General features: G+C 65.2%; 28 protein-coding genes. 11 read left to right on the top strand and 17 right to left on the bottom strand.

Translation table 11 applies throughout. From position 1 onward, the window contains the following. Positions 1-177 precede the first annotated feature (177 nt). The 3 genes from AAFN55_RS03075 to AAFN55_RS03065 form a co-directional block, all read right to left on the bottom strand. Complete coding sequence (locus AAFN55_RS03075) at positions 178-897, bottom strand: DUF1428 domain-containing protein (RefSeq protein WP_347797413.1); 720 nt, start codon at positions 895-897, stop codon at positions 178-180. A 145-nt stretch (positions 898-1,042) separates the two neighbouring features. Beyond that, positions 1,043-2,416, bottom strand: a complete 1,374-nt coding sequence (locus AAFN55_RS03070; protein WP_347797412.1) for a leucyl aminopeptidase family protein — start codon at positions 2,414-2,416, stop codon at positions 1,043-1,045. Between the two features lie 106 nt (positions 2,417-2,522). Further along, the gene (locus AAFN55_RS03065; RefSeq protein ID WP_347797411.1) at positions 2,523-3,605 is read right to left on the bottom strand and encodes an acyltransferase; all 1,083 of its coding nucleotides are present in this window, start codon (positions 3,603-3,605) and stop codon (positions 2,523-2,525) included. A gap of 254 nt (positions 3,606-3,859) precedes the next feature. Here AAFN55_RS03065 and AAFN55_RS03060 point away from each other — a divergent pair, with 254 nt between their 5' ends. The 3 genes from AAFN55_RS03060 to AAFN55_RS03050 all read left to right on the top strand — a co-directional run bounded on the left by AAFN55_RS03060 (position 3,860) and on the right by AAFN55_RS03050 (position 5,881). After that, complete coding sequence (locus AAFN55_RS03060; protein ID WP_347797410.1) at positions 3,860-4,654, top strand: family 16 glycosylhydrolase; 795 nt, start codon at positions 3,860-3,862, stop codon at positions 4,652-4,654. Positions 4,655-4,756: 102 nt separating this feature from the next. Further along, a complete protein-coding gene (locus AAFN55_RS03055) occupies positions 4,757-5,572 on the top strand; it encodes a tetratricopeptide repeat protein (RefSeq protein WP_347797409.1) in 816 nt (271 codons plus the stop codon). Between the two features lie 144 nt (positions 5,573-5,716). Further along, positions 5,717-5,881, top strand: coding sequence for a hypothetical protein (locus AAFN55_RS03050; RefSeq protein WP_347797408.1), 165 nt, complete (start codon positions 5,717-5,719; stop codon positions 5,879-5,881). A 366-nt stretch (positions 5,882-6,247) separates the two neighbouring features. Here AAFN55_RS03050 and AAFN55_RS03045 read toward each other — a convergent pair whose 3' ends face one another. From AAFN55_RS03045 to lnt, 4 genes are all read right to left on the bottom strand, one after another. After that, complete coding sequence (locus AAFN55_RS03045) at positions 6,248-6,946, bottom strand: tRNA (guanosine(46)-N(7))-methyltransferase TrmB (RefSeq protein ID WP_347800166.1); 699 nt, start codon at positions 6,944-6,946, stop codon at positions 6,248-6,250. 16 nt (positions 6,947-6,962) lie between these two features. Further along, positions 6,963-8,246 carry a methionine adenosyltransferase gene (gene metK, locus AAFN55_RS03040; protein WP_347797407.1) on the bottom strand — a complete coding sequence of 428 codons (1,284 nt, stop codon included), beginning with the start codon at positions 8,244-8,246 and terminating at the stop codon, positions 6,963-6,965. A 177-nt stretch (positions 8,247-8,423) separates the two neighbouring features. Then, a complete protein-coding gene (locus AAFN55_RS03035; RefSeq protein WP_347797406.1) occupies positions 8,424-8,828 on the bottom strand; it encodes a helix-turn-helix transcriptional regulator in 405 nt (134 codons plus the stop codon). 140 nt (positions 8,829-8,968) lie between these two features. Then, on the bottom strand, positions 8,969-10,552 hold the full coding sequence (lnt, locus tag AAFN55_RS03030; protein WP_347797405.1) for an apolipoprotein N-acyltransferase: 1,584 nt from the start codon (positions 10,550-10,552) through the stop codon (positions 8,969-8,971). Positions 10,553-10,716: 164 nt separating this feature from the next. Here lnt and AAFN55_RS03025 point away from each other — a divergent pair, with 164 nt between their 5' ends. Beyond that, a complete protein-coding gene (locus AAFN55_RS03025) occupies positions 10,717-11,316 on the top strand; it encodes a TetR/AcrR family transcriptional regulator (protein ID WP_347797404.1) in 600 nt (199 codons plus the stop codon). Between the two features lie 15 nt (positions 11,317-11,331). After that, positions 11,332-11,712, top strand: coding sequence for a RidA family protein (locus tag AAFN55_RS03020; protein WP_347797403.1), 381 nt, complete (start codon positions 11,332-11,334; stop codon positions 11,710-11,712). A 34-nt stretch (positions 11,713-11,746) separates the two neighbouring features. Here the strand turns inward: AAFN55_RS03020 and AAFN55_RS03015 are convergent, their stop codons facing one another. From AAFN55_RS03015 to AAFN55_RS02990, 6 genes are all read right to left on the bottom strand, one after another. Next, positions 11,747-12,631: a CHAD domain-containing protein gene (locus tag AAFN55_RS03015; protein ID WP_347797402.1), complete on the bottom strand. Its 885-nt coding sequence runs from the start codon at positions 12,629-12,631 to the stop codon at positions 11,747-11,749. Next, positions 12,631-13,101, bottom strand: a complete 471-nt coding sequence (locus AAFN55_RS03010; protein WP_347797401.1) for a CYTH domain-containing protein — start codon at positions 13,099-13,101, stop codon at positions 12,631-12,633. Before AAFN55_RS03010 ends, AAFN55_RS03015 begins: the two co-directional genes overlap by 1 nt. Before the next feature lie 47 nt (positions 13,102-13,148). Next, positions 13,149-13,484: a hypothetical protein gene (locus tag AAFN55_RS03005; RefSeq protein ID WP_347797400.1), complete on the bottom strand. Its 336-nt coding sequence runs from the start codon at positions 13,482-13,484 to the stop codon at positions 13,149-13,151. A 101-nt stretch (positions 13,485-13,585) separates the two neighbouring features. After that, on the bottom strand, positions 13,586-13,936 hold the full coding sequence (locus AAFN55_RS03000; protein ID WP_347797399.1) for an antibiotic biosynthesis monooxygenase: 351 nt from the start codon (positions 13,934-13,936) through the stop codon (positions 13,586-13,588). After that, a complete protein-coding gene (locus AAFN55_RS02995) occupies positions 13,933-14,265 on the bottom strand; it encodes an NIPSNAP family protein (RefSeq protein WP_347797398.1) in 333 nt (110 codons plus the stop codon). The genes AAFN55_RS03000 and AAFN55_RS02995 overlap by 4 nt, the downstream gene beginning before the upstream one ends. A 65-nt stretch (positions 14,266-14,330) precedes the next feature. Next, the gene (locus AAFN55_RS02990) at positions 14,331-14,546 is read right to left on the bottom strand and encodes a DUF1127 domain-containing protein (protein WP_347797397.1); all 216 of its coding nucleotides are present in this window, start codon (positions 14,544-14,546) and stop codon (positions 14,331-14,333) included. A 90-nt stretch (positions 14,547-14,636) separates the two neighbouring features. Here AAFN55_RS02990 and AAFN55_RS02985 point away from each other — a divergent pair, with 90 nt between their 5' ends. Then, complete coding sequence (locus AAFN55_RS02985) at positions 14,637-15,317, top strand: helix-turn-helix transcriptional regulator (RefSeq protein WP_347797396.1); 681 nt, start codon at positions 14,637-14,639, stop codon at positions 15,315-15,317. Positions 15,318-15,557: 240 nt separating this feature from the next. On the opposite strand, the gene AAFN55_RS02980 is transcribed toward AAFN55_RS02985, so the two are convergent. After that, positions 15,558-16,130, bottom strand: a complete 573-nt coding sequence (locus AAFN55_RS02980) for a TIGR02281 family clan AA aspartic protease (RefSeq protein ID WP_347797395.1) — start codon at positions 16,128-16,130, stop codon at positions 15,558-15,560. A gap of 194 nt (positions 16,131-16,324) precedes the next feature. Here AAFN55_RS02980 and AAFN55_RS02975 point away from each other — a divergent pair, with 194 nt between their 5' ends. From AAFN55_RS02975 to AAFN55_RS02960, 4 genes are all read left to right on the top strand, one after another. Then, positions 16,325-17,689, top strand: a complete 1,365-nt coding sequence (locus AAFN55_RS02975; RefSeq protein ID WP_347797394.1) for a cytochrome ubiquinol oxidase subunit I — start codon at positions 16,325-16,327, stop codon at positions 17,687-17,689. A gap of 184 nt (positions 17,690-17,873) precedes the next feature. Next, positions 17,874-18,878, top strand: coding sequence for a cytochrome d ubiquinol oxidase subunit II (locus AAFN55_RS02970; protein WP_347797393.1), 1,005 nt, complete (start codon positions 17,874-17,876; stop codon positions 18,876-18,878). Beyond that, on the top strand, positions 18,879-19,652 hold the full coding sequence (locus AAFN55_RS02965; RefSeq protein WP_347797392.1) for a CPBP family intramembrane glutamic endopeptidase: 774 nt from the start codon (positions 18,879-18,881) through the stop codon (positions 19,650-19,652). Positions 19,653-19,752: 100 nt separating this feature from the next. Then, complete coding sequence (locus tag AAFN55_RS02960) at positions 19,753-21,384, top strand: BCCT family transporter (RefSeq protein ID WP_347797391.1); 1,632 nt, start codon at positions 19,753-19,755, stop codon at positions 21,382-21,384. Between the two features lie 168 nt (positions 21,385-21,552). On the opposite strand, the gene AAFN55_RS02955 is transcribed toward AAFN55_RS02960, so the two are convergent. From AAFN55_RS02955 to AAFN55_RS02945, 3 genes are all read right to left on the bottom strand, one after another. Beyond that, positions 21,553-23,088, bottom strand: a complete 1,536-nt coding sequence (locus tag AAFN55_RS02955) for a DHA2 family efflux MFS transporter permease subunit (protein ID WP_347797390.1) — start codon at positions 23,086-23,088, stop codon at positions 21,553-21,555. Between the two features lie 276 nt (positions 23,089-23,364). Continuing rightward, complete coding sequence (locus AAFN55_RS02950; RefSeq protein WP_347800165.1) at positions 23,365-24,501, bottom strand: HlyD family secretion protein; 1,137 nt, start codon at positions 24,499-24,501, stop codon at positions 23,365-23,367. 5 nt (positions 24,502-24,506) lie between these two features. After that, entirely contained in the window at positions 24,507-24,989 is a 483-nt protein-coding gene (locus tag AAFN55_RS02945) for a MarR family transcriptional regulator (RefSeq protein ID WP_347797389.1), read from the bottom strand. 240 nt (positions 24,990-25,229) lie between these two features. Between AAFN55_RS02945 and AAFN55_RS02940 the strand changes: the two genes are divergently transcribed. Continuing rightward, positions 25,230-26,225: an ABC transporter substrate-binding protein gene (locus AAFN55_RS02940; protein WP_347797388.1), complete on the top strand. Its 996-nt coding sequence runs from the start codon at positions 25,230-25,232 to the stop codon at positions 26,223-26,225. The last annotated feature ends 15 nt before the right edge of the window (positions 26,226-26,240 follow it).

The raw sequence follows: 26,240 nt of genomic DNA, 5'->3' as shown, positions 1-26,240 counted from the left end.
CAGGCTTTCGCGGAAACACCACCTCCGGCCCTCCGGGCCACCTCCCCCGCTCCGCAGGGGAGGATCCAGCGCTGCGGCCGTCCGCAACCTGGATCCGGGGACCGCCGAAGGCGGTGGAGGGGGCGTCCAAATCGATCCCACCTCATTCGGAACCGCTGTAGTCTTTGTGAGGCAAACTCAGGCCGCTACATCGACGAGCGTCGTGAACCCGCCAAGGACCATGCGCTCCATGTCGCAGGGCATGACGTCACCGTGGATGCGCGTATCCGCCATCACCTTCTCCCACCCTGCATCGCGCGCATCCTTCGAGGGCCACTCGACCCAGGCATAGACCACCGTCTCGTCGCCCTTTGCCTTCACCGCGCGCTTGTAGTCGGTGATCTTGCCGTCCGGAACGTCGTCGCCCCAGGCCTCCACGACCCGGCTTGCGCCATGTTCCACGAAAATGGCCGCGTGCTTGTCGGCGATCGCCTTGTAGGCGGCCTTGTTTGCGGTCGGCACCGGCTGCAGCGCTCCGTCGGCGTACCCCATCTTGCCGCTGCCGCCCGTATCCACCATCACGTCGAAGCCGCCATAGATCATGCGCCTGCCGTCGAAGGGCATCGTCTCGCCCATGTTCTTCATGCGCGGGTCGCTCATCATCTTCTCGTTGGCGGCGTCGCGCGCTTCCTTCGACGCATATTCGATCCAGGAATAGACGACGACCTCGCCCTCTTCGGCCTTCACCGCGCCCTTGAAATCGGTGATCTTGCCATCGGGAACATTGTCCCCCCAGGCCTCGACCATGCGTCTTGCGCCGAACTCCCGGAAGATCGCGAAGGCCTCGCTCGCGTGCTTGCGATAGGCCTCCTTGTTGGCCGCGGGAACGGCGGCGACGAACCCGTCTACGTAGCTCATGCTCAATCTCTTCCCTGTTCAGCGTCCCGCGCCGCTATATAGGTTGATATCAACTCATTTGCGTGAAGTCAAAGCCGCGCCTTGCCGCTCCTGACAGATCGCTGACAAGGCAACCGGCAGCGTCCGCCGGTCCCTCGATCGAGGGCTACTTGAACCGCTTCGCCAGAACGTTCTCGATGGCGCGGATCGCCTGCGCCTCGCCGCCGATCGGGCAATGCGGGCGCTCCACCGGGCTCCAGCCGAACACGTCGAAATGCGCCCAGCTCTTCGCACGCGACACGAACCGGCGAAGGAACAGCGCGGCCGTCACCGCGCCGGCGAAGCCGTCCGTGTTCACATTGTTGAAGTCGGCCACCTTGGACGCAAGCCGCTGGTCGTACGGCTTCCACAGCGGCATGCGCCACACAGGGTCTGCGACCTCGATCGAGGCCGTGGCGAGGTCGGATGCAAGCGTCTCGTCGTCGGTGAAGAACGGCGGCAGATCCGGCCCCAGCGCGACGCGCGCGGCCCCCGTCAGCGTCGCCATGTCGATCATCAGATCGGGTTCGTCCTCGTCGCCCAGCGCCAGCGCATCGGCAAGCACAAGGCGGCCCTCGGCGTCGGTGTTGCCGATCTCGACCGTGTGGCCCTTGCGGCTCGTCAGGATGTCGCCGGGCCGGAACGCGTTGCCGGCGATCGAATTCTCCACGGCCGGGATCAGCACCCGCAGGCGCACGTTCATGCCCGCGCCCATGATCATGGATGCGAGGCCGAGCACATTGGCCGCGCCGCCCATATCCTTCTTCATCAGGAGCATGCCGGATGCCGGCTTGATGTCGAGCCCGCCGGTGTCGAAGCAGACGCCCTTGCCGACCAGCGTCACCTTGCGCGCGCCCTCCGGCCCCCAGGCGATATCGATCAGGCGCGGCGCCTGTGCGGCCGCGCGGCCGACCGCGTGTATCATCGGAAAATTCTGCGCCAGAAGCGCGTCGCCCGTCACGACCGACGCGATCGCGCCGTGTTTCTCGGCCAGAGCCCGCGCCGCCGCCTCCAGCGCATCCGGACCCATGTCGTTTGCCGGCGTGTTGATGAGGTCGCGAACCAAAAACACGGCCTCGCCGCGCCGGTTCGCGGCCGCCACATCCGCCCCGGCCGGTGCGGCGAAGCTGATCTCCGGCGTCTCCGTCTTTCGGTAGCGCGAGAATGCGTAGCTGCCGAGGATCAGGCCGAGGCCTGCGAGGTCCGGGTCATCCACCTTGCCGGCCAGCGCCCAGGCGCCTGCGGGCAGTTTCTGCGCCAGCGCGCCGGTCGCGAGCGGCGACAATCCGTAGCGTTCCGCGGCGACGCCCAGGATCGCGCCGGACACGCCGCCATCCTTGCCCGGCATCACGAGCAGCCGGCCGGCCTGCCCCGTGAACCCGTTGGCCGTGGCCCAGCGCCGGGCATCCTCGTCGATCGGCAGGGACGCGAAGCTCGCTTCCGTGACGAGGTGGACCGGACGCGCATCGGCGGACGGCTGGTCAGTCAGTGTCAGTGGCATGAAAATCCTCGATGCGCAGATGCCGGCAAGATACGCCCGCGCTTCTCAAGCTTCCATAGGGGAGCGTGCAAAATTCATGATCGCGTGTAACGCGGAGTGGTGAACCCTAAGCGCCCCGCCCGCCCGTCACGAACGATGCGAGTCGCGGCAGGATCAGGCTGAACAGCCGGAACAGCAAGGCGCTGACGACAGCGATTAGCAGCGGCAGCACCAGCCACAGCACGAGACCGCCGAACGAGTTGGTGATCTCGATGCCCAGCGCAAGGACGGCGAACAGGATGATGCCGTGGAGCAGGTAGATCGGGAACGCGAATTTGGCGAACGGCACCAGTTTCTGCATGGCGGGCGAGCTGTCGACCAGTGCCGTGAACGTCCAGACGGTGAGCCCGCCCAGAATGCTGATCAGCAGGCCGCTGCTGTCGCTCGGATAATAATAATGCGCCAGGCACGCCACGACGAGAAGCGGCGCGAAATAGGGCAGGCTTCGGTCCAGGCTGTCGAGAGGCACCTTGTAGATCGCAAGCGCTGCGCCGATGAAGAACGCGATCAGCATCGGCGTGCGCAGGACGAGATTGCCGTCGAGATTGTACGCGGCAACCAGCACGCAGACCGCGATCACCGGAATCACGTGGGCCCGCACGATCCGCGTGGCCGCGATGGCGATCAGCGAGATGACGAACAGGTCGCGCAGGAAGTACAGCGGATAGTTCACCGGCCTCGTGCTCCAGGCCAGCGTCGCGTCGGCCCAGGTCGAGGCGTCGGCGTTCAGCAGGTCAAGGCGTTGCCCGCTCAGGATGCCGAGGCGTTGCGCGATGTACAGCACCGCCACCAGCGACAGGTTCCAGAAGAGGAAGGGCACCAGCAGCGTCCGCACCTTCTTCGTCACCGTCCGCATTCCCTGCTGGTCCGCCCCGCTGGCAAACAGGATGAAGCCGGACATGATGGTCAGAATCGTCACCGAGAACCGCAGGAACGTCGCGTTGGCGATGTAGGCCGGCTCGAGCGGGTTCAACGCACTGAGGCTGCGCACGGCCGGCACGTCCAGCGGAAAATGCACATAGACCACCAGCACGATCAGGATCAGGCGGGTCAGGAACAGTCTTTGCGAGAAGATGTGGACCGGGCTGGCCGGTTCGCGGACGCCCGCCTTGGGGGGAGCATCGGCGGGCTTCAGAACGTCTATGCTCATGTCGTCGCTTTCATCGCGGATTGGGCCGCGCTCCGATTGCGCGCATTAGCCTCGGGAACAGGTGGTCCTGTCAAGTCGAACGCCGCAGCACGCATGGCGGCGACAGCGCTTGCGATCCGACTATCCGCCCTTTCTGGCATCACCGTGATTGCAGCCTCTCTTTGTCCAGGGCCACTTTCGGCCAGATTTGACTTTTACGATCGGAGCCGCGTTCCTCTGGTTCCGCGAACACGAACACCAGCAAGAGATGATTGATGCACAAGACCGGATTGCACCGCGCCTCCCTCCTCCATGCCCTGACGGTCTTTCCATGTTTGCTCGTGGCGCCTGCCGCCTTCGCGCAGCAGGCCAGCTTCTTCGACGATTTCGACACTTTCAACACCCAGCGCTGGTACGTCGCCGATGGCTGGGCGACCGGCGCCTACCAGAACTGCACATGGGCCTCGAACCAGGTGAGCATCGAGGACGGCATTTTGCGGGTCGGCTTCGCGCCCCGTCCTTACAAGGACCGGCAATATAGCTGCGGAGCATTGCAGACCAAGCAGGCCATCGGCCACGGCACGTTCGAGGCACGGCTGAAAACCCCGTCCGGGTCCGGGCTCAACGCCGCCTTCTTCAGCTATATCGGCCCCACCCAGGGCAAGCCGCATGACGAGATCGACTTCGAAATCCTGCTGCGCGACACCGGCAAGGTGCAGACCACGACCTTCGTGAACGGCATCAGCGGCGACGGCGAGATCGGCAGCGGACAGAACCACGACCTGCCCTATCCGTCGGATTCCGACTTCATCGACTACGCGATCACATGGACCCCGGACAAGATCGAGTATTTCATCAATGGCGAACTCGTCCGCACCATCGACGAGGCGTTCCGCATCCCGACCAATCCGCAGCGCATCTTCTTCAGCCTGTGGGGCACGGATACGCTGACCGACTGGATGGGGCCGTTCACGCCCGTCACCGAGCCCATCAAGATGGAGGTCGATTGGGTCGGATACACCGCGCTGGGAGAACCCTGCCAGTTTCCCCAGTCCGTGCTCTGCAAGTAGCCCGGCCGGGACCCGCCTTTAACCCTCCGTTAGGGTTAACGGAATATTGCTCGTTTCCACGCGCCGCCGAAGCAGGCGGCGAATTTGCAGGGGACCGGGCATATGGTGACCGACCGCATCGCGAACGCAACGGGCAAACGCGTCGCCACTTCTGTGGCCGCTGCCCTCATGACTCTTGCCCTTGCCGGCTGCGCCAGCGACAAGCTTACGACCGGGTCGATCAGCCGGGGCTCCGGCACGCCCGCCACCGCCATGTCGTCGCAACAGGTCGGTTCGCAGGTCGAGAGGCTCGGCCGGTCCTATGCGAAGAACCCCAAGGATATGAACACCGCCATGGGCTACGCGTCGGTCCTCCAGATGGACGGGCGCTCCGACCAGGCCCTGGCCGTGATGCGCAAGCTCGCCATCGACTATCCGCAGGAGCGGCAGGTGCTTGCGGCCTATGGCAAGGCGCTGGCATCGGCGGGCGAGCTCGAACCCGCGCTCGACGCGGTTCGCCGCGCCCAGACGCCGGAATATCCCGACTGGAAGCTTCTGTCCGCCGAAGCCGCCATCCTCGACCAGCTCGGCAAGCCGGACGACGCGCGCCAGATCTATCGCCGCGCGCTCGACATGAAGCCGGGCGAGCCCTCGATCCTGTCCAATCTGGGCATGTCTCACCTGCTCAGCGGCGATCTCAAGACGTCCGAGAGCTACCTCACGCAGGCCGCTAATGCGCCCGGCGCCGACAGCCGCGTGCGCCAGAACCTCGCGCTCGTCGTCGGGCTGCAGGGCCGTTTCCAGGAAGCCGAGCAGATCGCCAGCCGCGAGCTTTCGCCCGAACAGGCGCAGGCGAACGTGACCTATCTGCGCCAGATGCTCTCCCAGCAGAACGCCTGGAACCAGCTCAAGGACGAAGAGAAGAAGAAGACCAACTGACGGGTGTCGGGAAGGCAGCGCCGCTTCACGTCCCGTTAATGCTGCATTGCACAAAACGCATGCCAGCAATGCCGAAACATGCCTACCGCAGCGGCAGTCGGCCTCCTATCTGTGTTGCATCGCACAACGCGAAAGGCAACGACCATGTCCACCAGATTTCTGACGAAGGGAATTTCCGAATTCCTCGATATAGTAGGAAGCGCGATCGCCGTCTCGGCTGCCACGCGCGACCGCAGGCCGGCCCGTACCGCTGATCTTCAGCGTCTCGGCATCGACCCCGACCAGTTCCGCGGCATCAAGCGCTTCTAACGGCGCACTCTAGCGGCCAGGCGGCTGCAGCCTGCGAAGGCGCCCTCCACGGCGCGCCTCGCTTTCGCTGCGCCGCCGGCCACGCGGGCATCCATTGCCCGCATGCCAGCCGGCCCGTCTCCCTGCAGGGGTGAGACGGGCCGGCTGTTTTTTTGCAATGTTTTCCCAGTTTCCGGCTGAAACGCCCCCTCCACACTTCGTGGTCCCCCTCCCCCATGAAAATGGGGGAGGATCGAGGTTGAGGCCGTCCGCAACGCTGGGTCCACCCCTGCGAAGCGGGGGAGGGGGACCGCCGTAGGCGGTGGAGGGGGTGTTCACCCCCCCCCCCGAAATCGTGCAGGAGCACGCGCAGCCAGACCCGAAAATCTAGCCCCTGACGAACGTCAGATAGGCCGGCGTGCGGCCTTCCCGGATCGCCTTGGCCTCGTAGCGCGTGCCGGGCCATGCCTCGTAGGGCGTGCGCCAGTCGAGCGCGGAAGCCGCCTGCCAGTCGAACGCGCCGTGGTCGCGGCATGCGAGCAGCGTCCAGTTCACATAGGTGTCTATGTCGGACGCGAAGCGGAACGGCGCGCCCGGCTTCAGCACGCGCGCGAAGCGGTCGAGATTGGCCACGTTCACGAACCGGCGCTTCCAGTGCTTCTTCTTCGGCCAGGGATCGGGATAGAACAGGTCGATCCCGTCGAGCGACGCATCCGGCAGCCAGTCGAGCAGTTGCGTCGCGTCGTCGTCGTGGAAGCGCAGGTTTTCGCGCGGCTCCTCAGCGATCTTCGCAACCAGCTTCGCCATGCCGTTGACGAAGGGTTCGACGCCGATGAAGCCTGATTGCGGGAAGCGCCCGGTTTCGTGGTGCAGATGCTCGCCGCCGCCGAAGCCGATCTCGAGGCGCACGTCAGTCACCGGCGCGGCAAAGAGGCCGGTCAGATCGGACGGGGCTTGTGTCGAAAGATCGAGCTTGAGGTCGGGCAGCAGGCGCGCGGACGCGCCCGCCTGCGCAGGGCTCAGCGACTTGCCTCGACGGCGGCCGTAAAAGGCCTCCGTCGAGCGTGTGCGCCGTGCTTCAGACATGCCGGGCAGCGCGGCGTCAGGCCGCGACCGCATCCTTGAGCGCCTTGACGAGGTCGGTCTTCTCCCAGGAGAAGGACCCATCGCGGCCGGCCTTGCGGCCGAAATGGCCATAGGCGGCCGTGCGCGCGTAGATCGGCTTGTTCAGGTCGAGATGCTTGCGGATGCCCGACGGAGACAGGTCCATCACGCTGCGCAAAGCGGTTTCCACCGCATCTTCGCTGACCTTGCCGGTGCCGTGCAGGTCGACATAGACCGACAGCGGCTGGGCGACGCCGATGGCGTAGGAGAGCTGGATCGTGCAGCGATCGGCGAGCTTCGCCGCCACGACGTTCTTGGCGAGGTAGCGCGCGGCGTAGGCTGCCGAGCGGTCGACCTTGGTCGTGTCCTTGCCGGAAAACGCGCCGCCGCCATGCGGGGCCGCGCCGCCATAGGTGTCGACGATGATCTTGCGGCCGGTCAGGCCGGCGTCACCGTCGGGTCCGCCGATCACGAACTTGCCGGTCGGGTTGATGTACCAGTTGCAGTCGTCGGCGATCTTGAGGTCGCCCAGCGCTTCGCGGATGTAGGGCTCCACGACCTGGCGAACCTTCTTGGAATCCCAGCTTCCGTCGAGGTGCTGGGTCGAGAGCACGATCTGCGTCACTTCGGCGGCCTTGCCGTTTTCGTAGCGCACGGTGACCTGGCTCTTGGCGTCCGGGCCGAGCTTGCCGGCATCGCCTTCGCCCTTGTGGCGGGCTGCGGCCAGCAGTTCGAGGATCTTGTGGCTGTAGTAGAGCGGCGCCGGCATGAGGTCGGGCGTCTCGTTGCAGGCGTAGCCGAACATGATGCCCTGGTCGCCCGCGCCTTCCTCGCCCTGCTTGTCGGCGGCGTTGTCGACGCCCTGGGCGATATCGGCCGACTGGCCGTGCAGGAGGATGTCGATCTTCGCCTTCTTCCAGTGGAAGCCGTCCTGCTCGTAGCCGATCGCCCTGATCGCCTTGCGCGCGGCGGACTTGAACTTGGACGGGTTGATGATCGGGAATTCGTTGGCGTCTTCCAGGACGTTGCCGTTCTTGTCCTGCTTCAGCAGCGACTTGGGCACACGGACCTCACCGGCGATGACGACGCGGTTTGTGGTGGCCAGCGTCTCGCATGCGACGCGCACCTCCCAGGCGTCCATCTGCGCCTCGCCATTTCCGTTCTTCTTCGCTGCTTCACGATAGACCAGATCGACGATCTCGTCGGAGATGCGATCGCACACCTTGTCCGGGTGGCCTTCGGAAACGGATTCGCTCGTAAACAGGTAATTCTGGCGTGACACGGGTATCCCCTCTTGAAAGCAGATGCCGGAGACCCCCGGCAACGACGGCATCTGTTATCCGTGCGCAAGACGCCACGTCAAGCGAACAAACATGCGCAGGCGCCGGCGCTTCGGGAAAAAGCATCCGGATGCGTGCTGGCGTTGCGGGCGGGCAACGTTTGTGGTTCTGCTTTCCAGCTAGTCTTCGGCGGCCAGTGCGCGCACCAGATCGATGATGCGGCTTCTCACCTTCGGGTCGGAAATCCGCACGAAGGCGCGGTTGAGGCGCAGGCCTTCGGTGCTGGAGAGGAAGTCGACCACATAGGTCGTCGAACTCTCCTCCGACAGGCCCTCGCCTGGCGTTCCGCCCGGCGCGTCCTCGAAAAAGAAGGCCACCGGAACCTCGAGGATCGAGGCGATCGCCTGAAGGCGGCTTGCGCCGACGCGATTGGTGCCTTTTTCGTATTTCTGGATTTGCTGGAAGGTGATCCCGAGGCTTTCACCCAGTCTCTCCTGGCTCATGCCCAGCATATTGCGCCGCAATCGGATTCGACCTCCAACATGGATGTCGATCGGATTGGGTTTCTTCTTGTTCTCAGGCATTGTTTCCCTCACCGCCGCCATTGAGGCGTGCGTCGTCCACGGCCCTTTGCCGGGATGGGTCTGCTGTATCCCCCATTTGATCCAGCACTGCGAATCCCTCGGCTAGCGGCGTTGCAATATGAATCTCTAATATACCACTGTCAATCGGACCGACGTCCCACATTCAGGCTGACGAGACCGGACCAAAGTCCAAGCAACACAACCAGAACTACGCCTGTAAGATGAGGGTTCACCGGCGAGGAGATGCTCTGGCGCGGCACTGCGACGTCCAGCACGCCGACCGCATCCACCGAAAAGGCGTCGATCACCTGTCCGTATGCGTCGACCACACCCGAAATGCCGTTATTGGCTGCGCGGGCAAGCGGACGGCCCGCCTCGACGGCCCTGATCTGCGCCTGCCGGAAATGCTGGTACGGCCCCGGCGTATCGCCGAACCACGCGTCGTTGGTCACGTTCAGGATCAGATCGGCATCGGCGTCGCCATAGCCGGCGATCCCGGGAAAAATGATCTCGTAGCAGATGAAGGGCAGGACCCTCGCGCCGCTTGCGGTGGTAATCGGGTGGCGCTCGCTGCCGGCGGAGAAGGCCGAGACCGACTGCACGATCTGGGTCAGGCCGAGGCGCCCCAGCACATCGGCAAGCGGCAGATACTCGCCGAACGGAACGAGGTGGATCTTGTCGACGGCATCGACGATCTCGCCGGAATCGTTGATCGCCACGACGGAATTGTAATAGCGCGTGTTCGCCTGCGAACCGTAGCCCTCGATGCGGACCGCGCCGACGAACAGGCTCTGGCCGTCCTGCACGAGCTCGCCGAATGCGGTCAGCGCATCGGGCCGCTCGGCCAGGAAGAACGGCACGGAGGTCTCGGGCCAGACGATCAGGTCGGGTTGCTCCTGTCCGTCGGCGGGAGGGCGCGCGGACAGGTCCAGATAGGTCCGGAAGATGCGGTCGCGCACCGTGCTGTCCCATTTCTCGGCCTGGTCGATCGAGGGCTGCACGAGCCGTACGTTGATCAGCGTCTCCGGGTCGGTCGGCGCGGTGTTCAGCCGCCAGAAGCCGTAGCCCGCGTGAAGCGCCGCCATAAGAGCGGCCAGCGCGAAACCCGTCCGGCGTCCGCGCGGCGATGCGAGCAGTGCCGGCATCGCGAACACGAAGACCGCCAGCGCGTTCATGCCGATCATGCCGACGATGCCGACCGACTGCATCAGGACCGGTGCCGGCATCGCCGCCTGCCCGACCGCGTTCCATGGGAAGCCCGTAAAGGCGATGCCGCGCACCCATTCGGCCACGCCGAAGCCGAAGGCGAGCGCGGCGATCCGTGCAAGCCCGTCGCTCCAGAACAGGCGCGCGATGACCACCGCGAGGCCGTAGAAGATGCCCAGCACCGCCGGAAGCCCGAGGACAGCGAACGGAACCGCCCAGGCGAACAGCTCGGCCTCGACCAGCAGCGCGTTGCCGGTCCACCAGATGCCGGCGACGAAATAGCCGAAGCCGAACCACCAGCCGATCGGGAAGGGCCGCAGGATGCGGCGCAGAACGCCCTCGCCGGGCTGTTCGGCAGCGCCGTCGATCACCCAGACGAGGATCGGAAACGAGACGAAACAGACCGCGAAAAAATCGAAGGGCGGCTGGCTCAGCGCGGCAAACGCGCCCGCGAGGAGCGCCACCAGCGTCCTGCGCCATCCCCACAGCAATATCACCTTGCCGGCAAGGCGCTCCATTCAGTCACCGAAATCAGAGAATCACCCCGCCGCTGTTCTACCAGCGCGGGCGGCGCGCAACAAATGGCGGCCATCGATGTCTGCTGGAATCCGCAATTGCGCATCCGACGGTTCCATTAATTTTAATGATTGCATTCTAAAATAGACGTTCTACAATCATCCCCATGGGTCGCACACGCACATTCAATTCGGACGCAGTCCTCGGAGCCGCCGGCAATCTCTTCCGGCAGCGCGGCTACAGGGATGTGTCGATCGCGGATCTCGAAAAGGCGACGGGTCTCGTCTCCGGCAGCATCTACAACGCGTTCGGCGACAAGGCCGGGCTCTTCAAGGCGGCGCTCCAGCACTACGTCCACTGGTTCGTCCGGCAGCGGCTCACCGCCTTCGCCGGTCCCGACGCGACGCTGGACGATCTGGAAAAGCTCTTTCTCTCGGTCCTCGAAGAACCGCTGTCGGATGGCTACGGGTGCCTCGTCACCAACTCGATCGTCGAGTTCGGCAATGCCGAAGGCATCGCTTCCGAAGGCATCGCGCAGACGCTCGGCATGGTGCGCGACGCCATCGACGGCGTGCTGCGGCGTGAACTCGGGCCGAAGGCGTCCGATGCGGCGACGATGCATCTGATCGTCCTCTATCACGGCATCCTCACTCTCTCCCGAAGCCGGACCTCCTTCGACGCAATGGCGCAGATGGTCAGAACCGAGTTCGATCGCCTGAAGAACCTGCGCATCCGCGCAACATCGCCACGCATCAAACCCCTCTGACCATGGAGCTCACACATGCTTACGATGATCAATCCGGCCGGCTACCCGGTTTCGCCATCCTACAGCCAGGGCGTCGAGGTGACGTCGCAGGAACGGCTGCTCTTCATATCCGGACAGGTCGGCGTCGATGCGCAGGGCAATGTCGGCAAGGATATCGGCGAGCAGGCACAACTCGCGGTCGCCAACATGAACGCGGTCCTTGCCGAGGCCGGCATGGACAACCGCAATCTGGCGAAGGTCACGATCTACCTGACCGACGAAAGCCTGTTGCCGGGCTTCATGGAAGCAGCCGCTAGCGCGCTCCCGTCTCCTCCGCCGGCGACGACGCTCCTGATCGTCAAGGCGCTCGCCGGCCCGTCGCTCCTGGTCGAGATCGAGGCGATCGCCGCCGCGTGACGGGATAATTCGGGGGTTGGAGCGGCAAGGCGGACTATGCCGCCTTCGCCTTGGCTAGCCGTCGCTTCAACCCTGCCTTGCGCCCCTTCACCATTCTGGCCGCCGTCTTCAGCGTCTGTTTCTCGAGCGTCTTCGCTGAAGTCTTGAGCAGCCTGTCGAACGGGCTCAAATCGATGTCCTCCGGCAGGTCGAACGCACCATAGGCAAGCGCCTCACGCATCTCATGGATGTCGTTGAGCTCGCCGAGCGTTTCGCCCAGCGCCTCGACCTTGGCGCGATCCTTGGCGGAGAAGCCGAGTTTGAAATCCCGAAGCAGGCCAAGCTGCGCCCAGTGCGCCTTCACGGCCTTTCGCAGCGCGTGAAAATCGTCCGGCGATCCGCGCGACCTCGCGCGCTTGAGGGCGTCCTTCCAGTGCGCCAGGGTGCGCCGCGATCCCTCTGCAAGAATCCCGGCATCGTCTCCGTCGAAGGACACCGATCGCAATCCGTCGCGCGCTTCCCGCACGGTACCGATCGCCGATGTCACAGACGCCTGCATGTCGGCCGCGGCGATACGATCCTGCCGCTCGCCGAGTGCGGCGCGAATCTCCAACAGCGCGCATGTATCGATCTTGCGCGGATAGGCGGCGATCAGCCGATCGATCGTCTCCACCGCGGCGACCGCCGCGCGCGGCCCCGCCACAGCACGCGCCGCATCGCGCAGCAGCCTCTCGTTCAGCCGCAGCAGACTTGGCGACACGGATCGAACGAGCCTGATCAGCGCGCGCAGCTTCTTGATCGTCTTGCGGGCGTCGTGGAATCCGCTCGCGTCACCATCCAGTGCGCGGCCGAGATGGGCCTCGATGTCCGAAATCGAACCCTCGACCAGACGCGAAAACTCAGCCGCAAGCTCTTTGGCCGGATCGAGGCGCATCGCCATCAGCTCGCGTCCGGCACGCCGTTCATCGCCAGCGAGGCGTTGTAGAACGCCGCCTCGCCGGTCACTTCGCGCCCCGCCCATGACGGCAGATCGGCATCCGCGACGTCGTCGGCCGTCTCCAGCTCCGCGATCACCAGCCCCGCCAGCGCCCGCTTGAACAGGTCGACCTCGTAGACATAGCCGCGGTGGGAGATGTGGTGGCGGGTCTTCTCGATCACATTGCCGATCGCGAAGCGCTCCATGGCCTGCGCGTCCTCCAGCGGTATGGAATATTCGAATTCGTCGCGCTCACGCACGGCGCCGCCGAATTTGAGCGTCAGCTTCGCACCGGTCCCGTCGATGATGCGGATGCGGACCGTGCGCCCCTCCCCCGTCGCGACATAGAACTGGCTGATGGTAATGCCGTCATCGGCCTGCTTGCGCCAGCCCGACCCATCCACCAGAAACTTGCGTTCGATTTCCTTGGCCATGCGTCACTCAACCCGAGCGCGGGTGCCGTTGCAAGCGGTCCCAGCCATCATCCGAGCTTCGGGCCGCCGCGCGCGCTGCCGCCTTCCTTCATCCACGCCTTGAAACGGTGGGATGCGGCGGCGAACGAGATCTTCATCGCGCGCGCCACGGAATAGCGCGACTTGCCCTCGTCGAACAGGCGGTAGCAGGTCTCGACGCCCTCGGGCGTCAGCTTGCCGTCGCAGGTCTTGTTGCGCGGATCGGTCGGGTCGAATGCGCCGGCCGGCGGGTTCAGAAGACCCTTAAGCCGTTCCAGATCGGCTTCGATCCGGCCGATCAGTTCGAGCACCACAGCGCGATCGACGGTATCGGGGCGCTTCAGCGTCGCAGTCTTGGTCGTCATTCCCTGCCTCGTCATGCCTTGGTGAACCTTCGCCAATATAGGTGAAGCTTCGCCAAATCACAGGGATGGTTTTGCGCCGCCGCAACCGATCGCGAAATGCGCTACCGGCCATGCACCGCGAGGCTGTCGGCGGGCGCCTGTTCGCGGCGTTCGTCCAGCGTATAGTCGCGCACGACATGGGCGATCCGCAGCCTGTAGTCCTCGAAGATGCCGCCGCGCCCGGCCCTTTGCGCCTCGCGATGCTCCTCCGTATTGCGCCAAGCCTTCACCGCGTCTTCGTCGCGCCAGAAGGAGAGCGAGAGAATGCGGTCGGGGTCGGACAGGCTCTGGAACCGCTCGATCGAGATGAAGCCGTCGATCCCGTCCAGCATGGGCCGCAACCCGGCCGCGATGCCGAGATAGGCGTCGCGCCGCCCGGCAGCGGGCTCGACCTCGAAGATGACGGCGATCATGGCGACATCCTCGGTGCATGCGGGCCGGAAGCGAGCTTGAGGAAGATGCGATCCTCGCGATGGATGAAGCGTTTTTCGCGCGCGAATTCGTAATTCGCCTTGCCGAGCGGGTCTGCGGCAAGCCGCGCGCGATACGCCTCGTAGGCGGCCAGGTTCTCGATCGAATAGACGCCGTAGGCGGTCGTGGCCGAGCCCTCATGCGGCTCGAAATAACCGATCAGATCCGCGCCGCAGCGCGGGATCGCCTGCCCCCAGTTGCGGGCATATTCGCCGAACGCGTTCCTCTGGAACGGATCGATCTCGTAGCGGATGAAACAGGTGATGGGCATGGTCGTCTCCTTCTCGACGCTTCGATCTGTATCGAAGCATTGCGGTTCGGGTGGCGCTAGAATGTCTATCGCCAGGGCGGCTTGCGGCATTCGGCCTCCGCCTCGCGGCGTGTGACGCCGATGTCGCGAAGCAGATGCTCGTCCAGTTCGGCCAGCGTCCGTCGCTGACGATAGCGCATGACACCGCGCCGCCACAGGCGAAGCAAACAGGCCATCGTCATCCGCCGACGGCGCGAGCGCGGCACGGCTTTGCCCGCGATGGCTGGAAGGTTGGTTGGCATGGCGATGTCCTTTTCGATGCCCGGAGATTACGCCGTTGCGATGCGCGGATAGTTCGACTACCATCAAACCATGCTGAACGGAGGCGACAGATGAAGGACGGTCCCGATCTTTCCCGCGTGGCGGCGCTGGTGGGCGACCCGGCGCGCGCCAACATGCTGTCCGCGCTGATGTCGGGCGCCGCCCTGACCGCGAGCGAATTGGCGCTCGAAGCCGGCGTGACGCCGTCCACGGCCAGTTCGCATCTCGCCCGGCTGTCGGATGGCGGGTTGATCACCATCGCCAGCCAGGGCCGCCATCGCTATTACGCGCTGGCCGGGCCGGAGGTCGCGTCGATGCTGGAGGCGATCGCCGGCGTCGCCGCCTCGGTCGGCCCCAAACGCGTGCGCCCCGGCCCGCGCGACGACGCCATGCGCGAGGCGCGGATCTGCTACGACCATCTGGCCGGCGCGCGCGGCGTCGCGCTCTACGACTTCCTCGCCCGACGCGGCTTCGTCTGCGAGGAGGCGCGCGGCCTCTCGCTCGACGCATCCGGCCATGCCTGGTTCCGGGATTTCGGCATCGACATGCCGGCGCTCGAAGCCTCGCGCAGACCGCTCTGCCGCGCCTGCCTCGACTGGAGCGTCCGCCGCTCGCACCTCGCGGGCAGCCTCGGCGCAGCCATGCTCGACGCCATCATGGACAAGGGCTGGGCACGCAGGGTCAAGGACAGCCGCGTCATCGCCTTCACCCCGCCGGGGCGCAACGCCTTCGACCGGTTGATCGCGGCCTGAAGCGGTTCGGAAATGGGGCAGCTTTCCACGCAAACCCCCTCCACCGTTTGGCGTGAAAACCCCCTCCACCACTTCGTGGTCCCCCTCCCCCGCTTCGCAGGGGAGGATCCACGCTGCGGCCGTCCTCGACCTCGGATCCTCCCCCGTTTACGGGGGAGGGGAACCGCCGAAGGCGGTGGAGGGGGTTTTTACGCCAAAACGGGGGGACCCCGAAGGGCCGGAGGGAGTGTTCGTTGAGCCCTACTGCTCCATCACGAGCATGCCGTCTTCCACCTGAAAACGCTTGAGCTTCGACAGGAAACTCATGCCGATCAGCGTGCCGGACAGCGCCTTGTCCTCCAGCACAACGGCCTGGACGTTGCGCACCGCGATGCGGCCGATCTCGACGCGTTCGATCATCACGTATGCGGCTTTCGCACGACCATTGGCGGTCGTGACCGCCCCTGTAAAATCGGAAGCCGACAGCCGCAGCCCGATGCGCCGCGCCGTCGACTGGTTGATCGCGATCACCGACGCGCCGGTGTCCACCATCGCATCCTCGCTTCGTCCGTTGAGCCGGAAATCGGCGTTGAAATGCCCGCGCGCGTCGGAATCGAGCCTCACCTTGCGGCCCGTCAGCACCTCGGTTCGCTGCTCGGACGGCTCTGGCCGCACCATCGCGACGGTGGGCGCGGCGTCCGGCGATGCCACCGGCTCGCCCGCCGCCCCACCGCTCAGCAGCGATCGCACGGCTTGCGGATTCTTCTCGTAGAGGATCGGCACCGAGGCCGAAACGCCGGCGAAGACACTGAAGATGACGAGTTTGCGCAGCATGGAAGCACCTGAAACAGTGCCTCGCAAATTGCCTCATACCGGTCGACACGTCGTTAACGCCCGCGACCCGCCATCGAGAAGGGTTAAGAACCCGTGTGCGCCCCGCGACACTCCGCCTCTGCGACAGGTGGTTCTTTGACCAGGCGGTCCCCCCGCCCTATTCTCGCACAAGTGGAAGACAATGGAGCTCGGGCATGGACGCGCTGATCCTTTCGAGACTGCAGTTCGCAGCCAACATCTCCTTCCACATCCTGTTTCCGACCATCACCATCGCGCTCGGCTGGGTGCTCCTGTTCTTCAAGCTGCGCTACAACGCCACCGGCGACGGCGCGTGGATGCGCGCCTATTTCTTCTGGGTGAAGGTCTTCGCCCTGTCGTTCGCGCTCGGCGTCGTGTCGGGCGTCACGATGAGCTTCCAGTTCGGCACCAACTGGCCGGGCTTCATGGAAACGGTCGGCAACATCGCAGGTCCCCTGCTCGCCTATGAGGTGCTGACCGCCTTCTTCCTCGAAGCCGTCTTCCTCGGCATCATGCTGTTCGGTTTCCGGCGCGTGTCCAACCGGGTGCACACGCTGGCAACTTTCCTCGTCGCGTTCGGCACCACCATGTCCGCCTTCTGGATCCTCGCGCTGAACTCGTGGATGCAGACGCCCGCCGGCTACGAGATGCGCGACGGCGTCGCCTACGCCACCGACTGGTGGGCGATCATCTTCAACCCGTCCTTCCCCTATCGCCTGACCCATATGCTGATCGCATCGGGCCTGACGGTCGCGTTCCTGATCGCGGGTCTTTCCGCCCTGCGCTACCTCAAGGGCGACCGCTCGGATTCGATGTGGAAGGCACTGCGCACCGGCGTCTTCCTCGGCGCGGGCCTGATCCCGATCCAGATCTTCGTCGGCGACATGCACGGCCTCAACACGCTCGAGCATCAGCCGCAGAAGATCGCGGCGATGGAGGCCAACTGGGAAACGCGGTCCAACGTCCCGCTCGTCCTGTTCGCCTGGCCGGACGAGGACCTGCGCGAAAATCGCTTCGAGATCGCGGTGCCCAACGGCGCCAGCCTGATCCTCAAGCATTCGATCGACGGCGTCGTGCCGGGCCTGAACGATTATATCGACAACCACCCGCCGGTCGCGCCCGTCTTCTGGGGCTTCCGCATCATGGTCGGCGTCGGGCTCGCCATGCTCGCTTTGTCGTGGGCGACCGGCTTCTTCCTGCTGAGGCGCGGCACACTGCCCAGGCCGCTCGCCTATGCCTATGCGCCGATGGCCTTCTCGGGCTGGGTCGCCACGCTCGCCGGCTGGTACACGACCGAGATCGGCCGCCAGCCATGGCTCGTCACCGGCATCCTGCGCACCGAGCACGCCGTCGGCCCCGTCCCCGCCGGCCAGGTCGGCTTCACGCTGGCGATCTACGTGGCGCTCTACGTCATCCTGATGATCGTCTATCTCAGCGTGCTCACCCATCTCGCGCTCAAGGCCGCCAAGGACGGCGACCAGACCCCACTGCCGGGCGTCCGCAACGAACCCTTGGCACAACCGGCGCAGGCGGAGGGGTGATGATGATTTCCAAGGTCTTCGTTTCTTCGCGCTCCCCTCTGTCCTGCCGGACATCTCCCCCACATGGGGGGAGATTATTCTCGTCATCGACACAGCGTGATCTCCCCCCTCGTGGGGGAGATGTCCGGCAGGACAGAGGGGGGCAACGTCGAGCACAACCTCGCAAGATAGAGGGACCAAACACATGACCCTCGACTGGCCCGTCCTCCTCCCCCTGATCTTCGCCGGCCTCATGGGGCTGTCGATCCTGATCTACGTCGTGCTCGACGGTTTCGACCTCGGCATCGGCATTCTCTTCGCCATGGCCGACGACGACGAGCGCGACACGATGGTGGCTGCGATCGGGCCGTTCTGGGATGCCAACGAAACATGGCTGGTGCTGGCCGTGGGCCTGCTGCTGGTCGCCTTTCCCGTCGCGCACGGCATCATCCTGACCGCGCTTTATCTGCCCGTCTTCGTGCTTCTCGTCGGCCTCATCCTGCGCGGCGTCGCGTTCGATTTCCGCGCCAAGGTTCCCGTCCACCGCAAGCATCGCTGGAACTTCCTGTTCTTCGCGGGCTCGCTCACCGCATCCCTCGCGCAAGGCTACATGCTGGGCGTCTACGTGCTGGGTCTCGACAAGGGCCTGGCCGCGTTCGGCTTCGGGGCGCTGGTGGCGCTGTGTCTGGCCGCGTCCTACGCCGCGATGGGCGCCGCGTGGCTGATCTACAAGACCGAAGGCGAGTTGCAGCGCAAGGCCGTGCGCTTCCTGCGGGGCGCGCTCGTGTTCACCGCGGTCGGCATGGTCACCGTCTCGCTCGCGACGCCGTTCGCCAGCCCGCGCATCTTCGAGAAGTGGTTCACCTGGCCGGAGATCGCGTGGCTCGCGCCGCTGCCGATCATCACCGGCGGCGCGTTCCTGTGGCTGTGGTATCTGTCGTTCCACCTGCCGCTGAAAGGCGACCGCCATTCGATCACCCCGTTCCTGACGCTCGCGGCGATCTTCACGCTGGGCTTCGCCGGCCTCGCCTATTCCTTCTACCCCTATGTCGTGCCGGACCGGCTGACGATCTGGGAAGCGGCATCGGCGACCGAGAGCCTCGGCATCATCCTCGTCGGAACCGCCTTCGTGCTGCCCGTCATCATCGGCTACTCGTTCTATGCCTACCGGATCTTCGGCGGCAAGGCGACCGAACTGACCTACGACTAGATGACATCGCCCTCACCCACGGGCGAAGTCTGCCCGCCGCGCGTCGGCCGCGTCACCCTGGCCCTCGTCGCGATGGGGGTGCCGGGCCTCCTGTCGCTGTTTCTCGTCTATCCGCCTTCGGGCGGCGTGGCCCCCTGGGCCATTCTGGCGAACCCGGCGATCCTGCTGGCCGCATTCGCCTTTGCGGGCGCATCCGCCGCACCGGTCGCGGGGTTCTCCAGCCGCGTTGCCGGTCGTGTGGCGGGCGCAAACACATCGCTTGTCCCAGACCAATGGCACCGGTTCCTCGCGCTCGGCATCGTGCTTGGCTGTGCCGTAGGCATCGCCGACCATGTCACGCGCCCGCTCTGGCAGGCCGTCCATGCGGGGCCGCCGTCGCTTGTCGAGGCATGGAGCCCGGCGGGGCTGGTGGTCGGTGTGTTCTATGGCGGGGTGATCGAGGAGATCATCATGCGCTGGGGGCTGATGAGCCTTCTCGTCGTCGTGTTCCGGCGCCTGTTCGGACGCGGCGCGCCCCGGCCCTCCTCGAATGTGGTGTGGTGCGCGATCACGCTTTCCGCGCTGATCTTCGCCGCCGGCCACCTGCCGGGGCTCGCGGCGGAAGGCGCCGTTATCGGCGGCCCGCTGCTGTTCCGAACCCTGCTCTGGAACGGCCTTCTGGGCGTGGTGTTCGGCGCGGTTTTCGCGCATCGCGATCTCGAAAGCGCGATGCTCTGCCATGCCGGATTTCACATCGGACTGATCCCGGCAGCACTGCTCTTCTTCTCCCTCTGACAGGGAACCATCCCAACCTTGCCACATTTAGTTTTGTCGGTGCGGCGCCCTGCCGCACCGATTTTCTAGCTAAGTTATTGAAAGTGTTGGGGACAAATTTATGAGCAATGGAGTAGCGGTTCGCCGCCTGGGGCCCTTTCCCCATGTCAGCCCTCCTGTTTTCTCGATTTCCGCGGCGCTGATCGTCGCCTTCATCGCCTTCGGGGCGATTTTTCCCGAGACGGCCGGCGTGATCTTCGAAGGCGCCCAACGCGCCATCGCGGACTATTTCGGCTGGTTCCTGATCCTCACCGTCAATCTCGCGGTCCTGTGCAGTGTCTATCTGGCGATCGGCCCCTACGGATCGGTGCGTCTGGGCGCGCAGACCGAGACGCCGCAATACAGCCTCTTCTCCTGGGTCTCGATGATGTTCGCCGCAGGCATCGGCATCGGTCTGCTCTATTGGGGCGTCGCCGAGCCGCTGACCCATTTCTACCAGCCGCCGATCCAGGAACCGGAGAGCGTGGCTGCGGCCGAACAGGCCATGGTGCTGTCGTTCCTGCACTGGGGCCTCCATGGCTGGGCGGTCTACTGCATCGTCGGCGTGTCGCTGGCCTATTTCCACTACCGCAAGGGGCTGCCGCTCTCGATCCGCTCGGCGCTCTATCCGATCATCGGCGAGCGCATCTACGGACCATGGGGCCATGCGGTCGACATCCTCGCGGTGTTCGGCACGATGTTCGGCGTCGTCACGTCGCTCGGTCTCGGCGTCATGCAGATCAATGCGGGCCTCGACCAGCTCTTCGGCATCGCCAACAACGTCTACGTCCAGATCGTCCTGATCGCGTTCATCACCCTGATGGCGACGGTCTCGGTGATGATGGGCCTCGATGCCGGCATCAAGCGCCTGTCCAACGTCACCATCGTGCTCAGCTTCCTGTTCCTCGCCTTCGTGCTGGTGGCGGGCCCGACGCTCTTCATCATCGACTCGTTCGTCGAGAATGTCGGCAACTACATCAACGAGTTCGTCTACTTCTCGTTCTGGACGGAGGCCTATTCCGGCACCGACTGGCAGGTCGACTGGACGATCTTCTACTGGGCGTGGTGGATTTCGTGGTCGCCCTTCGTCGGCATCTTCATCGCCCGCATCTCGCGCGGACGCACGGTGCGCGAATTCGTGCTCGGCGTGCTCTTCATCCCCGCGACCATCCTGTTCTTCTGGTTCACCGCCTTCGGCGGCGCGGCCGTCCATATGGAGCTGATGGGCGATCCGGGCCTCATCGAGGCGACGCGAGAATCCTACGGCAACGCGATCTTCAAGCTGATGGAGTTCTATCCCTTCACGCAGGGCGTCACCGTGCTGCTCATCGTGATGATCGTTTTGTGGTTCGTCACCTCGTCGGACTCCGCCTCCTTCGTCATCGACATGCTGACGGCCGGCGGTCATTCCGATCCGCCCAAGATCCAGCGCCTGTTCTGGTCGGTCACGGAAGGCGCGATCGCGGCGGTGCTGCTGCTCGCGGGCGGCCTCTCCGCCCTTCAGGCAGCCGCCGTCGTCGCCGGCTTTCCCTTCGCGGTCGTCATTCTCGTGATGATGTACGGATTGCTGCGCGGCCTCTCGCGAGACCACCTCGTACTCTACCGCTACGAACAGTGGTACGCGACCGAAAAGGAAGCCGAGGCGAACCTGCCCAAGGCCTTCGTCGGCGAAGAAGACCTCGGCGGCCCGCCGGCCCTGGCCAAGGGCGACTGAGGGGCGGTCGGCGCGAGAAAATACCCCCTCCACCACGCTACGCGTGGTCCCCCTCCCCCGTAAACGGAGGAGGATCCAGGTCGCGGACGGCCGCAACGCAGATCCTCCCCCATTTTCATGGGGGAGGGGGACCGCCGAAGGCGGTGGAGGGGGTGTTACTGCGAAACCCTAGTCCATATGCACAGCCGCCGGCTCACCAACCGCCACGGTCGGCTTGCGCAACAGCAGCGCCAGCGGGATCGCGCAGAGCGTGACGATCATCATCAGCTTGAAATCGTCGATATAGGCGATCATCAGCGATTGCTGGTTCACGAGCTGGTCGAGCTGCGCCAGCGATGTCGGGTTGCCGGCCGCCGCCCCCGGCAGCACCGCCGTCAAATTCTGGTTGAACGGCGTCAGGCCGGCGGACAGCTCCGCGTGGTTGACCTGCACGTTACGCGTCAGCAGAACCGTCACGATCGAGATGCCGATCGACGAGCCGATGTTGCGCACGAGGCTGAACAGGCTCGCCGCATCCGTCCGGAACCGTGGGTCGAGCGTCGCGAAGGCGACCGTCGAGAGCGGCACGAAGACGAGGCCGAGGCCCAGCCCCTGCACGACGCCCGACAGGATGATCAGGTGATCGTCCATCTGCGGCGAGAACCCCGTCATCATATGAAGCGACCATGCCGTCAGCGACAGGCCGGTGACCACCAGAATGCGCGCGTCCACGACCTGGATCAGCCGCCCGACGAGGATCATCGAGATCATCGTGCCGACGCCGCGCGGCGCCATGATGAGGCCCGTCAGCACCGTCGAGTGGTTGAACAGCCGCGCCAGCATTGGCGGCAGAAGCGCGAGGCTCGCCAGCAGGATCACGCCGATCACGAAGATGAAGGCGAGGCCGGTCACGAAGTTGCGGTCGGCGAAGATTTTCGCGTCGATGAACGTGTCCTTGCTCGTCATCAGATGCACGGCGAAGACCCAGAACCCGGTGATCGCGAGGCCCATCTCGATCCAGATTTCGACGGCAGAGAACCAGTCCACCTCCGCGCCGCGATCCAGCATGAGCTGCAATGCGCCGACGCCCAGCGACAGCATGGCGAAGCCGAAGAAGTCGAAGCCGCGTAGCCGCACGGCGACCTTCGGCAGATAGGCGGCGCAGCCGAGGAAGGCGACGATGCCGACCGGCAGATTGATGAAGAACACCCAGCGCCAGTTCGCGGCCTCCGTCAGCCAGCCGCCCAGCGTCGGGCCGATGATCGGGCCGACCATGATGCCCGCGCCCCAGATGGCCATCGCCTGGCCGTGCTTTTCCTTGGGATTGATGTCGAGCAGGAAGGTCTGCGACAGCGGCACGATCGCGGCGCCGAACACGCCCTGCAGCACGCGGAAGCCGACCATGCTTTCGAGGCTCCACGACAGGCCGCAGAGCATGGAGGAGACGGTGAAGCCGACGATGGCGACGAGGAACAGTTCGCGCCGCCCGAAACGATCCGACAGCCAGCCCGTCACCGGCGTCATGATCGCGGCCGCGACGATGTAGGACGTCAGCACCCAGTTGATCGTATCCTGGCTCGCGCCCAGATCGCCGGTCATCGCGGGAAGCGCAACGTTGGCGATCGTGGTGTCCAGCACCTGCATGATCGTCGCCAGCATGATCGATACGGTGATCAGGCCGCGATGGGGGACGTTGGTATTGGAAGATGTGGCTGCCGTGCTCATGGCACATGCCTTTGTCGTTGGGTTTTAGAAGCCCCTCCACCGTTTCGCAGGGCACCCCCACCCCTCACCCCTCCCCACAAGGGGGAGGGAGACCTTGGTGTCTCATGATTTCCGAAAACGCTCACGCCAGGCATCCACGTTTCAGAATCTCCCTCCCCCTTGTGGGGAGGGGCGAGGGGTGGGGGTAACTCCAGCTCCAATTGCCCTGCCCGCTCACGGAACATGGGGACCATGCGAAGCATGGTGGAGGGGGTGTTCATTGCAGGTGTCTAATCGTCACTCCGCCGCATGCGCGGTCTGGCCGAACCAGCCCGCGAATGCCGGCAGCCCGCGCGCCACGCCGGTATCGACCGACACCACCGCGCTCATGCCCGTCCGAAGAAGCATCTGCGCGTCCGCGTCATCGACCTTGAGGCGCACGGGAATGCGCTGTGTGACCTTCACCCAGTTGCCCGTCGCGTTCTGCGCCGGCAGCACGGAGAATTCCGCGCCGGTGCCCGCGCCGATGCTGTCGATCGTCGCGGTGAGCGGCCTGTCGGGGAACGTGTCGACGGTCACTTCCGCCGTCTGCCCGACATGCATGTGGGTGAGCTGCGTTTCCTTGAAATTCGCCTCCACCCAGCTATCGCCGGTCTCGACGAGACTGAAGAGCGGCGATCCGGCGCCGACATATTGCCCGACCTTGAAGGACGACGCCTGCGAGATGATGCCGTCGGCCGGCGCGCGCACGGTCGTCTGCGCAAGCTGGTAGGCTGCCCTGTCGCGGGTCGCGAGCGCGGCGAGAACCGTCGGATGCTGGTCCGTCTCGATGTCGGCATTGCCGCCGAGCGACGCGAGTGCGCCAGTCACCGTCTCGCGCGCCGCCTCGAGCTGGTCGCGCGCCTTGTCGAGCGCGCGCTGCGCGGAATCGAGCGACGACCGCGTCGAGACGCCCTTGTCCTGAAGCGCCGTCTGGCGGGCGAGTTCCGACTGGAGATAGGTCACCTCGCCCTCGGCGATGTGCTGCTGCGCGACCGCCTGGCTGTAGGCCGCACGGAGCTGGCCGACCTGGAGGCGCGCGCCCTCGAGCGCCGCGTCCGCCTGCGCCAGCGCGATGCGATAGGGCTCGGCATCGACCGCGAAGAGCACGTCGCCGGCCTTCACCAGCGCGTTGTCGTGGATCGAGACCGCGACGATGCGGCCCGGCGTGTCGGCGGCGATGGTTACGCGCGCCTGCCGCAGATTGGCGTTGTCCGTCTCCTGGATGCGGCCGCCCGTCACCCAGACATAGGCGCCGCCGATCGCCAGCGCGAGCGGAAGCGACAGCATCAGGAGCAACCGCCCCCGCCTGCGCTTCGGCTTGACAGGCACCGGTGCGGCCGGTGCGTCTGCGTCGGTCGCGGTGATGGATTGCTCCTCGTCGATCTTGGTCATCGCATTCATGATACGCGGTCCCTGGAAGCGTTGTTGCTGCATGTCTCCGCGGCGCCGTCGCCGTCGGAGAGATTGGTGATGAGTGTGCGAAGCCCGGTCATGAGTGCTGCGCGCTGGTCGCCGGAGAGCCCGGCCAGGGCTTCGTCGTAGATGCCGACCGCCAGACCCTTGACGCTGTCATAGGCCTCGCGGCTCGCTGCGGTGGCGAACACCATGCGCACGCGGCGGTCGGCGGCGTCGGTGCGGCGTTCGATCCAGCCGCCCTCCTCCATCCGGTCCAGCAAACGCGAGACGCTGATCGGCTCGATTTCGAGCAGTGCCGCAAGCCGCGCCTGCGGCAGGCCCTCGGCCTTCACCAGATGCGCGAGCAACCGCCATTGCGCGGCGGAAAGCCCGTATCCGCTGGCGCGCAGCTCGAAGCGCCGCCGCATCGCGCGCGCCGCATCGTGGATCAGGAAACCGAGGCCCTGGGTGGTGTTCGTTTTCATAAGGCTCAATTATTATAAGCATGCTCACAAAACAAGAGCACGGGTCCGTGATCGATGCCGCACCCTGTCGCACCCCCGCCCGGAACGAGGCGAACAGAGACAAAACCGCGCACCGCCGCCAGCCTTGGCGCGGCGCGCCGGTCAAAGCGTTGACCCTCCGGGGATGCGTCGATAGTTTGCCGACTCATTTTTCGGGGGGCTCTGCCCGCCGCCGTTTCGCTTACAAAGGGGGGTTACCTTATGATCGCTTCAGCACGCATCTTTGCCGCAACCGCGCTGTCCGCGCTCCTGATGACGAGTTCCGCTCAGGCGCTGGTCGTCTATACGAGCGTCGACGAAGAGAACGCGCAGAAGATCCTCAACGCCTTCACCGCCGACACCGGCGTCGACGTCCAGATGGTGTTCCTGTCGTCCGGCCCGGCGCTGTCGCGCATCGAGGCCGAGTCCAACCGTCCGCAGGCAGACGTCTGGTTCGGCGCGCCGAGCGAGAACCACATCCTCGCCAAGGAGCGCGACCTGACGCAGCCTTACGTCTCGGCCAATGCCGAGGGCCTGCGCGACGAGTTCAAGGATGCCGAAGGCTCCTGGCACGCTATCTACACCAACCCGCTGGCGGTCGGCGTGCGCACCGACATCCTCGAAGAGCGCGGCGCGCCGGTTCCCGCCTCATGGGAAGATTTGAAGAACGAGGCTTATCGCGGCCTGATCCAGATGCCGTCGCCGCAATCCTCCGGCACTGCCTATGCGGTGATCCTGACGCTCAACGAATTGTGGGGCGAGGACGCGACCTTCGAATACATGAAGGCGCTCAACCCCAACATTCAGACCTACACCCAGAGCGGCACCGCGCCCTCCGGCGCGCTGGGCGTCGGCGAAACGCCGATCGCGCTGCAGTTCTCGCCGGGCTTCCTCAAGCTCGTCGATGAAGGCTTCCCGGTGCAGGTCGTGTTCCCGAGCGAGGGCGTCGGCTACGAGGTCGCCGCGATGTCGATCCTCAAGGGCGCCGCCAATGAGGACGAGGCAAAGCAGCTCGTCGACTGGATGACGTCGGCAGCCGGCCAGCAGCAGCTCACCGAGAACAAGACCTACTTCCTGCCGATCCGCAGCGACGTCACCGCGGGCGAAGGCCTGCCGGCGCTCGATGAGATCAATCTCGTCTCCTACGACCCGGCCTTCGCGTCGGAGAACCGCCAGCGGCTCGTCGATCGCTGGGTCGAGGACGTGCTCGGACAGTAAGACGGACGGACCGGA

This window comes from Mesorhizobium sp. CAU 1732 (assembly GCF_039888675.1).
Classification (GTDB): Bacteria; Pseudomonadota; Alphaproteobacteria; order Rhizobiales; family Rhizobiaceae; genus Aerobium.
This window is presented reverse-complemented; position numbering and strand designations above follow the sequence as displayed.